At 69.9% G+C, this 9,852-nt stretch carries 7 protein-coding genes; 5 read left to right on the forward strand and 2 right to left on the reverse strand.

Annotated elements, in window-relative coordinates; translation table 11 throughout:
* Window positions 1-625, reverse strand: a 625-nt coding sequence (locus tag HYE82_RS28870) for an NYN domain-containing protein (RefSeq protein ID WP_179177121.1), incomplete at its 3' end; no start/stop codon positions are given.
* Window positions 626-834: 209 nt separating this feature from the next.
* On the opposite strand from HYE82_RS28870, the gene HYE82_RS28875 reads away from it, so the two are divergent.
* Window positions 835-1,002, forward strand: coding sequence for a hypothetical protein (locus tag HYE82_RS28875; RefSeq protein WP_179177122.1), 168 nt, complete (start codon window positions 835-837; stop codon window positions 1,000-1,002).
* 116 nt (window positions 1,003-1,118) lie between these two features.
* Here the strand turns inward: HYE82_RS28875 and dnaE are convergent, their stop codons facing one another.
* Window positions 1,119-4,658, reverse strand: a complete 3,540-nt coding sequence (gene dnaE / locus HYE82_RS28880; RefSeq protein ID WP_179177123.1) for a DNA polymerase III subunit alpha — start codon at window positions 4,656-4,658, stop codon at window positions 1,119-1,121.
* A gap of 170 nt (window positions 4,659-4,828) precedes the next feature.
* Between dnaE and HYE82_RS28885 the strand changes: the two genes are divergently transcribed.
* The 4 genes from HYE82_RS28885 to HYE82_RS28900 all read left to right on the forward strand — a co-directional run bounded on the left by HYE82_RS28885 (window position 4,829) and on the right by HYE82_RS28900 (window position 9,546).
* The gene (locus HYE82_RS28885) at window positions 4,829-6,166 is read left to right on the forward strand and encodes a DUF2252 domain-containing protein (protein WP_179177124.1); all 1,338 of its coding nucleotides are present in this window, start codon (window positions 4,829-4,831) and stop codon (window positions 6,164-6,166) included.
* 61 nt (window positions 6,167-6,227) lie between these two features.
* Window positions 6,228-6,917 (forward strand): hypothetical protein, encoded by a 690-nt coding sequence (locus tag HYE82_RS28890; RefSeq protein WP_179177125.1) that lies wholly within the window; start codon window positions 6,228-6,230, stop codon window positions 6,915-6,917.
* Between the two features lie 52 nt (window positions 6,918-6,969).
* On the forward strand, window positions 6,970-7,764 hold the full coding sequence (locus HYE82_RS28895; protein ID WP_179177126.1) for a DsbA family protein: 795 nt from the start codon (window positions 6,970-6,972) through the stop codon (window positions 7,762-7,764).
* Window positions 7,765-7,881: 117 nt separating this feature from the next.
* Complete coding sequence (locus HYE82_RS28900; RefSeq protein ID WP_179177127.1) at window positions 7,882-9,546, forward strand: alkaline phosphatase; 1,665 nt, start codon at window positions 7,882-7,884, stop codon at window positions 9,544-9,546.
* Window positions 9,547-9,852: the final 306 nt, after the last annotated feature.

Below are 9,852 nucleotides of genomic sequence, written 5' to 3' on the forward strand. Positions count from 1 at the left end.
GGGGGGCGGAGAGGATGGCGGCGATCTCGGGGCGGGGCGCGGGCGCGGGCGAGTTGAGGCCGGTGAGGTCCTTGGCGCGGACGGCGCGGGTGATCCAGGCCCGGTCCAGGACGCGGCGCTCGTCGGCCTCGGCGACGAGGTCCTCGGACTGGTTGTAATCGCCGTCGGCGGCCTGGACGGCCCACAGGTGGACGGCGACGCCGTGCTCCTTGGCGGACATCAAACCGGGCAGGAGGTCTCCGTCGCCCGTGACGAGGACGACGTCGGAGCAGGCGCGGTTGCGGGCGAGCTCGGTGAGCTCGGCGTGCATGGCGGCGTCGACGCCCTTCTGCGCCCAGCGGCCGTCGCTGCGGGTCAGGGCGCCGAGCCGGACGGTGACCCGGGGCATGACGCGCAGTCGGCGGTGTTCGGGCTGGGGCACCCGGTCGGGTGCACCGTCGAACCAGTAGATGCGCAGCAGGGGCTGCTGGGTGTCGGCCTCGGCCCGTTCGCGCAGGCCGTGGATGAGGGCGGCGTGGTCGACGGTGATGCGGGAGCGGGAGGGTTCACCCGCGAGAAGGCTGGCGGCGGCGCCCAGCAGATAGCCGGCGTCCACCAGGACGACGCAGCGGTCCACGCGTTCCACCTCTTCCGTGGGGGTCCTCTGGTTTTCCCCGAGTCTGCCCGACCGTGCGGGTGTTGACGGCCGGAACTGGATCATCGGCGTGGCGTATCTCACTGTTTTCGGGTCGCCCGCGGGCCGCGACACCGGGGAAAGATCCACAATGCGCGGTTTGTGGTGCTGTGTGAGTGTGAAGGCGGTCCTGGCCCCTAGACCCTCACGGAGGCTCCACCATGGCCAAGAACAAGAACCAGAAGCAGCCGAAGCAGCAGGCCCGCTCGTCGTCGCAGGAACCGTCGAAGAGCTCGCACGTGACGTCCGCCGAGTCCTCGTCCTCTTCGTCCCCGAGTCCGATGGACATGGCGCGCAAGGGCAAGCAGAAGCGCTTCGGCCACAACTGACGCCGCCGCCGGCGCCGCGGGCGCCGGGGGCGGACGCGCGAGGGCGCGCCCGGAGGAGTTCCGGGCGCGCCCTGTGCTGCGGTGCGCCGGTGGCGCGGGTCCGGTGCCGGCGGTCGTCAGCCGGCCAGGCAGGACGGTCCGAGGAGCACCTTGAGGTCGCCGAAGAGGGCCGGGTCGGGCTGGACCCGGTGCCGGTCGAGGCGCAGCACGGTGGTGGACCGGGGGCCCTGGAGCTTGATCCGGACCTCGGTGTTGCCCTTGTGGTGGCGGAGGATCTCGCCCAGGCGGGTGACCATCGGAGGGGTGACCTTGACGGTGGGGATGGTGAGGACGACAGGGGCGTTGGTCCCGGCCGAGGACAGGTCGGGCACCATCAGCTCCATGGCGACCAGCCGGGGCACGTCCTCCCGCTTGTCCAGGCGGCCCTTGACGAAGACGACCGCGTCCTCGACCAGCTGGGTGGAGACGAGCTGGTAGGTGGCCGGGAAGAACATGCACTCGATGGAGCCGGCGAGGTCCTCGACGGTGGCGATGGCCCAGGCGTTGCCCTGCTTGGTCATCTTCCGCTGGAGGCCCGAGATGATGCCGCCGATGGTGACGACGGCGCCGTCGGCGTGCTCGCCGCCGGTGAGCTGGGAGATGCCCGCGTCCGTCTTGTCGGACAGGACGTGCTCCAGGCCGAAGAGCGGGTGGTCGGAGACGTACAGGCCGAGCATCTCGCGCTCCTGGGCGAGCAGGTAGGACTTCTCCCACTCGACGTCGGAGAACTCGACGTCGAGGCCGAAGCCGGGCTCGTCGCCGCCCTCGTCGCCCATGGCGCCGAAGAGGTCGAACTGGCCCTCGGCCTCCTTGCGCTTGACCGCGACCACGGTGTCGATCATCGGCTCGTGCTGGGCGACGAGGCCCTTGCGGGTGTGGCCCATCTCGTCGAAGGCGCCGGCCTTGATCAGCGACTCGATGGTGCGCTTGTTGCAGACCACGGCCTCGACCTTGTCGAGGAAGTCCGGGAAGGAGGAGTACTTGCCCTTGGCCTTGCGGGTCTTGATGATCGAGTCCACGACGTTCTGGCCGACGTTGCGGACGGCGGTGAGGCCGAAGAGGATCACGTCGTCGCCCTGGGCGGCGAAGTTCGACTCGGACTCGTTGACGTTCGGCGGGAGCACCTTGATGCCCATGCGGCGGCACTCGTTCAGGTAGATCGCGGACTTGTCCTTGTCGTCCTTGACCGAGGTGAGCAGACCGGCCATGTACTCGGCCGGGTGGTTGGCCTTGAGGTAGGCGGTCCAGTAGGAGACCAGGCCGTACGCGGCGGAGTGGGCCTTGTTGAAGGCGTAGCCGGCGAAGGGGACCAGGACGTCCCACAGCGCCTGGATGGCCTCGTCGCTGTAGCCGTTCTTCCGGGCGCCCTCCTGGAAGATCGTGAAGTTCTTGGCCAGCTCCTCGGGCTTCTTCTTGCCCATGACGCGGCGGAGGATGTCGGCCTCGCCGAGCGAGTAGCCGGCGATGATCTGGGCGGCCTTCTGCACCTGCTCCTGGTAGACGATCAGGCCGTAGGTGACCGCGAGCACCTCTTCGAGCGGCTTCTCCAGCTCGGGGTGGATCGGGGTGATCTCCTGCTGCTTGTTCTTGCGCAGGGCGTAGTTCGTGTGCGAGTTCATGCCCATCGGGCCCGGCCGGTAGAGCGCGGACACGGCGGAGATGTCTTCGAAGTTGTCGGGCTTCATCAGGCGCAGCAGCGAGCGCATGGGGCCGCCGTCGAACTGGAAGACGCCGAGGGTGTCGCCGCGCTGGAGCAGCTCGAAGGTCTTGGGGTCGTCGAGCGGGAGGGCCAGGAGGTCGATGTCGATCCCCTTGTTGGCCTTCACCATCTTGACGGCGTCGTCCATGATCGTGAGGTTGCGCAGGCCCAGGAAGTCCATCTTCAGCAGGCCGAGCGACTCGCAGCTCGGGTAGTCCCACTGGGTGATGGTGACGCCGTCGGTGTGCCGCACCCAGACGGGCACGTGGTCGGTGATCCGCTCGCTGGACATGATCACGCCGGCGGCGTGCACGCCCATCTGGCGGACGAGGCCCTCCACACCGCGGGCGGTGTCGATGACCTTCTTCACGTCCGGTTCGTTCTCGTACATCGAGCGGATCTCGCCCGCCTCGCTGTAGCGCGGGTGGCTCGGGTCGAGGATGCCGGAGAGCGGGATGCCCTTGCCGAGGACGTCGGCGGGCATGGCCTTGGTCAGGCGGTCGCCCATCGCGTACGGGTAGCCCAGCACGCGCGCGGAGTCCTTGATCGCGTTCTTGGCCTTGATGGTGCCGTACGTGCCGATCATGGCGACCTTGTCGGCGCCGTACTTCTCGGTCACGTACCGGATCACCTCGACGCGCCTGCGCTCGTCGAAGTCGATGTCGACGTCGGGCATCGAGACGCGCTCGGGGTTGAGGAAGCGCTCGAAGATCAGGCCGTGCGGGATCGGGTCGAGGTCGGTGATGCCCATGGCGTACGCGACGATCGAGCCGGCGGCGGAGCCACGGCCGGGGCCCACCGCGATGCCCTGGTTCTTGGCCCACATGATGAAGTCGGCGACCACGAGGAAGTAGCCGGGGAAGCCCATCGAGATGATCGTGTCCATCTCGTACTCGACCTGCTTCATGCGGTCCTCGGGGATCCCGCCCGGGAAGCGGCGGTGCATCCCCTTCATGGTCTCCTCGCGGAACCAGGTGACCTCGGTGTAGCCCTCCGGGATGTCGAACTTCGGCATCAGGTTCCGGAACTTGAACATGCCCTCCGTGTCGACCTGCTCGGCGACGAGGCGGGTGTTCGCGCAGCCCTCCTGCCAGGCGTCCGAGGAGTCGATGGCGTACATCTCCTCGGTGGACTTCAGGTAGTAACCGGAGCCGTCGAACCGGAAGCGGTCCGGGTCGGAGAGGTTCTTGCCGGTCTGGATGCAGAGCAGGGCGTCGTGCGCGCCGGCCTCGTGCGCGTACGTGTAGTGGGAGTCGTTGGTGACCAGCGGCGGGATGTCGAGCTTCCTGCCGATCTCCAGCAGGCCGTCGCGGACCCGGCGCTCGATCTCGATGCCGTGGTCCATCAGCTCCAGGAAGTAGCGGCCCTCGCCGAAGATGTCCTTGTAGTCGGAGGCCGCCTTGAGCGCCTCGTCGAACTGGCCGAGGCGCAGTCGGGTCTGCACCTCGCCGGAGGGGCAGCCGGTGGAGGCGATCAGGCCCTCCGACCACTGGGCGATGGTCTCCTTGTCCATGCGGGGCCACTTCGTGAGCCAGCCCTCGGCGTAGGCGTCGGAGGACAGCCGGAAGAGGTTGTGCAGGCCGGTGGCGTTCGCCGCCCAGATCGTCTTGTGGGTGTAGCCGCCGGAGCCGGAGACGTCGTCCCTCTTCTGGTGCGGCTGGCCCCACTGGATCCTCCGCTTGTTGCGGCGGGACTCGGGCGCGACGTACGCCTCGATTCCGATGATCGGGGTGATCCCGGCCTTCTGCGCGGAGTGAAAGAAGTCATACGCGCCGTGCAGGTTGCCGTGGTCGGACATGGCGATGTGCGACATGCCCATCTCGTTGCACGCCGCGAACATGTCCTTCAGCCGCGCGGCACCGTCCAGCAGCGAGTACTGGGTGTGGACGTGCAGGTGCGTGAACGGCGTCTTGGCCACGGTGCGGGACCTCCGGGGGCGGGGGTAGGGGGCAGCTTTGAATCCTACGTCCCACGGGTGACACGTTCCCGGTACCTGGCGGTACGGTCGGGCGTTGCAGAACCACGTGGTCCCGCACGGCGTCCAGTCGGTCGGAACCAGTCCAGCCCGTGCACCAGGAGGAACCCGCCATGGCGGTCCCCGAGATGGCGAACGAACAGCGCGCCGAACAGATACTCGATGTCTTCGACACCGCCTTCGGTGGGCTGCTCGCCGCCGACCCCGCCGCCTTCCAGGTGAAATTCCGGAAGATGGCCGCTTCCGCTTTCGCCTTCTACCGGGGCACCGCCTGCCTCTTCTACGCCGACCTGGAGCGCGAGCGCCACGGCGGCCCCTTCCTCGACGACCGGACCGGCCGGGTGTGGATCCACGGCGACCTGCACGCCGAGAACTTCGGCACCTACATGGACTCGACCGGCCGCCTCGTCTTCAACGTCAACGACTTCGACGAGGCCTACGTCGGCCCCTTCACCTGGGACCTCAAGCGCTTCGCCGCCTCAGTCGCCCTGATCGGCTACACCAAGGCGCTCAGCGACGGGCAGATCAGCGAGCTGGTGCGGATCTACGCCGCCGCCTACCGCGAGCAGATCCACGCCCTGGCCTCCGGCGACGCCAAGCGCCATGACATGCCGGAGGTCCCCTCCTTCACCCTGGACACCTCCCAGGGCCCCCTGCTGTCCGCCCTGCGCTCGGCCCGCTCCCGCACCCGCTTCGCGCTCCTGGACTCCATGACCGAGATCCGGGACCACGAGCGCCGCTTCACCTCCGGAGGCGGCTCCGTCGAGCTCGACGCGGCGACCCGGTACAAGGTGCTGGCCGCCTTCGACGCGTACCTGGAGACCCTGCCCGACGAATCCCTGGTGCGCCCGGACTCCTACCGGGTCAAGGACGTGGTGGGCCGCCGGGGCGTCGGCATCGGATCGGCGGGGCTGCCCTCGTACAACATCCTGCTGGAGGGCCACAGCGACGCCCTGGAGAACGACGTCGTGATCTACCTCAAGCAGGCACAGACCCCGGCCGTGTCCCGGCACATCACCGACCGGGCCGTGCGGGAGTACTTCCGGCACGAGGGGCACCGCACGGTGATCTCCCAGCGCGCCCTCCAGGCGCACGCCGACCCCTGGCTGGGCTGGACCGAGCTGGACGGGGCCGGCCAGCTGGTGGCCGAGGTCTCCCCGTACGCGGTGGACCTGGACTGGTCGGACCTGGACGACCCGGAGGAGATCGCGGCCGTGGTCGCGGACCTCGGCCGGGCGACGGCGACCATGCACGCCTCGGCCGACGAGGCGGAGAGCGGCCACAGCCTCGTCCCGTTCTCCACGGAGCGGGCCATCGACGCGGCGATCGCCGCCGACGAGGAGGGCTTCGCCGAGCTCCTGGTGGACTTCGCGCACGCCTACGGGGCCCGCGCCCGCGCCGACCACCTGCTCTTCGTGGACCTGTTCCGCAACGGCCGGATCCGGCCGTAACGGCGCCCGCCCCGGGCCCCGGACCCCTGCGTCCACAGGAAGTCATGGCAGACTCGCGGCGATGGGCATGACAGGAGCAGGACTGAGAGGGCTGCGGGCCGCGCTGTTCAGCGCGTTCGTCGTGCTGCTGTCGGCCGGCTCGCACGTCCTCATCGCGGGGGTGCCGCTGCCGCCGGCGCCGGCCGCCGGGGCCTTCGCCTCCGTGTTCCTCACCGCCTGGGCGCTGGCCGGCCGTGAGCGGGGCTTCGGCCCGATCGCCGGGCTGCTGGTCCCGCTGGAGCTGGCCGCCGACACCGTCTTCACCGCCGGCCAGCACGTCTGCTACGGGCCCTCCGGCGGGCCGGTGTCCGGCCCGCTGCGGGCGCTGGGCCTGCACGAGCTGTGCGGCGGGACACCTCTGGGCGGCCCGCTGGCCGAGATGTCCGGGCCCGCCGGCTCCGCGGCCCTGCCCGCCGCGGCCGGGGCGTGGACGCCGTGGCTGCTGCTCGGCGCGCACGTCTCCGTCGGGCTGCTGGCCGCGGTCTGGCTGCGGTACGGCGAGCGGGCGCTGGGCCAGCTGCTGCGCGCGGTGGCCGGCCTCGCGTTCCGGCCGCTGCGGCTGGCGGCGGCATCGGCCGGGGCGGGCGCCGGCCGCCCGCCCCGGCGGGCACCGCGCCCGGCCGACACGGGCTCGGCCGCCCGGACCCGCTTCCCCGCCCACTCCGTGGGGCTCCGGGGGCCTCCCGTACGCGGCGCGCTCGTGCGCGCCTGACGTCCGTACGGCACACCCCTTCATCCACATGTCACACCCCACGGAGATCACCATGAGTGCACGCAACAGCCAGGCCAACAAGGCGGCGGCCCGCGAGCGGCTGCGCATCGAGCGCGAGAAGCAGGCGAAGAGGGACAAGGCCCGCCGCCAGCTCGTCGTGGCCGGAGCGGTCGTCGCCGTCCTCGCCCTGGCCGGCGGCATCGGCTACGCCGTCGTCCAGGCCAACCAGCCCGACGAGTGGGAGAAGGCCGCGACGGCCGCGCTGGTCGCCCCGAAGAACACCACGGGCGAGAACGGCACGACCGTCGTCATAGGCAAGCCCGACGCGAAGAAGACGCTGGAGCTGTACGAGGACGCCCGCTGCCCGATCTGCTCCCAGTTCGAGCAGAGGATCGGCCCGCAGATCAAGAAGGACGTCGAGGCGGGCAAGTACAGGCTGCAGTTCGTCGGCGCCACCTTCCTCGACAAGGGCTTCGGCGGCAGCGGCTCGAAGAACGCCCTGAGCGCGCTGGGCGCGGCGCTGAACGTGAGCCCCGAGGCGTTCGCGGAGTACAAGGCGGCGCTGTACTCGAAGGAGAACCACCCCGACGAGCGCGACGACAAGTTCGGCAAGGACGAGTACCTGCTGAAGATCGCCGACGAGGTCCCGGCGCTGAAGGGCAACGCCGAGTTCAAGAAGGCCGTCGAGGACGGCACGTACAACCGGTGGGCGATCGAGATGTCGAAGCTCTTCGACAAGGCGGGCCTGGAGGGCACCCCGTCGCTGAAGATGGACGGCAAGAAGGTCGAAATCAAGATGAACCCGGACGAGTTCACGGCGGCGGTGGACAAGGCCATCGCGGGCTGAGCACGGACCGCCGGTAACACCCGGCACGCAACGAGCGGGCGGACTCCAGGAGTTCGCCCGCTCGTTGCATTCCCAGGGCTGTACCCGCGGTTGTACCGGTCAGTAATATGACCGGCCGTGACCAGTCAACTCACCTCCCACACCGCGGCAACTCCTCGCCGCCGTACGGTCGTCAAGGCCGCTGCCGCCACCGCGGCGCTCACCCCCTTCGCGACGGCCGCCCTGGGGATGTCCCCCGCCTCCGCAGCCGCGGGCGGACCCGCCTTCCTGCACGGCATCGCCTCCGGCGACCCGCTCCCCGACGGGATCCTGCTGTGGACCCGTGTCACCCCCGTCCCCGAGGCCGTACCCGGCTCCGGCGTCGGCCCGGCCACCCAGGTGGGCTGGGAAGTGGCCGAGGACCGGGCGTTCTCCCGGGTCGTCGCGAGCGGCACGGTCACCGCGACCGCCGCCGCCGACCACACGGTCAAGGCGGACGTCCGCGGACTGCAGCCGCAGACCCCGTACTTCTACCGGTTCACCGCCGGCGCCGCCGTCTCCCCGGTCGGGCGCACCCTGACCGCCCCCCGCCACGACGCGGTGACCCCGTCGGTCCGCTTCGGCGTGGTCTCCTGCGCGAACTGGGAGTCCGGCTACTTCTCCGCGTACCGCCACCTGGCCGCCCGCAGCGACCTGCACGCGATCCTGCACCTCGGCGACTACATCTACGAATACCAGAGCGGGGGCTACCCCGAGGCGAAGTACGTCGTGCGCCGCCACGAGCCGCTGCACGAGATCACCACCCTCGCCGACTACCGGGCCCGGCACGGCAAGTACAAGACGGACGCCGACCTCCAGGCCCTGCACGCCGCGCACGCCGTCGTCGCGATCTGGGACGACCACGAGATCGCCAACGACGCCTGGTCGGGCGGCGCGGAGAACCACACCCCGGGGACCGAGGGCGACTGGGCGGCCCGCGCGGCCGCCGCCAAGCAGGCCTACTTCGAGTGGATGCCGGTGCGCACCTCGACCGCCGGCACGGTCTACCGCCGCCTGCGCTTCGGCTCCCTCGCCGACCTGCACCTGCTCGACCTGCGCAGCTTCCGCTCCCAGCAGGTCAAGGTGGGCAACGGCGGGGTGGACGACCCGGAGCGCACCATCACCGGGCGCGCCCAGCTGGACTGGCTCAAGTCGGGCCTGGCGAGCTCGAACGCCACCTGGAAGCTGGTCGGGACCTCGGTGATGATCTCCCCGGTCGCGTTCGGGTCCCTGCCGGCGCACGTACTGGCGCCGCTCACGAAGCTCCTCGGCCTGCCCGAGGGCGGGATCGCCATCAGCACGGACCAGTGGGACGGGTACACCGACGACCGCAAGGAGCTGCTGGGCCACCTGAAGGACCGGAACATCAGGAACACGGTGTTCCTGACCGGCGACATCCACATGGCCTGGGCCAACGAGGTCCCGGTGAACATGGCGACGTACCCGGGGTCGGGGACGGCCGCGACGGAGTTCGTGGTGACGTCGGTGACCTCCGACAACATCGACGACATCCTGCACGTGCCCGCGAACACCGCCTCGCTGGCGGCCGAGGCCGCCATCAAGTCGGCGAACTGGCACGTGAAGTGGCTCGACATGGACGCGCACGGATACGGCGTGCTGGACGTGACGTCCGAACGGTCCCAGATGGACTACTACGTCGTGTCCGACAAGCGGAGGCAGGACGCCACGTCGGCGTGGTCCCGTTCGTACCGCACGCTGAACGGCACGCAGAAGGTGGAACGCGTCTGGTCGCCGGTCGGCTGACCTCAGCCTGACTGCGGCCGACTGACACTTCCTCAAAATTGTTACAAGAAGGGGCACTTGGTGCGCAGCAAGTGCCCCTTCAGCCTCGGAAGCAACAAATCTTTTACATTCAGGTCTTGCTAGATGCATGACATGGACACATAAGCTTCGCGCCAGCGTGAGGAAATCCCTCACCCCCCACCACGCTTGCGAGGAGTTCCACGTGCGCGCTTCCGCCCGCATATCCCCCATGCTCCGCCGCCGCCTCATGGCCCCCGCCGTTCTGGCCGGCGCCCTGGCGTTCGCCCCCTTCTCCGCCCCCACCAC

It is taken from the genome of Streptomyces sp. BR123, assembly GCF_013401435.1.
In the GTDB taxonomy this organism is placed as follows: Bacteria; Actinomycetota; Actinomycetes; order Streptomycetales; family Streptomycetaceae; genus Streptomyces.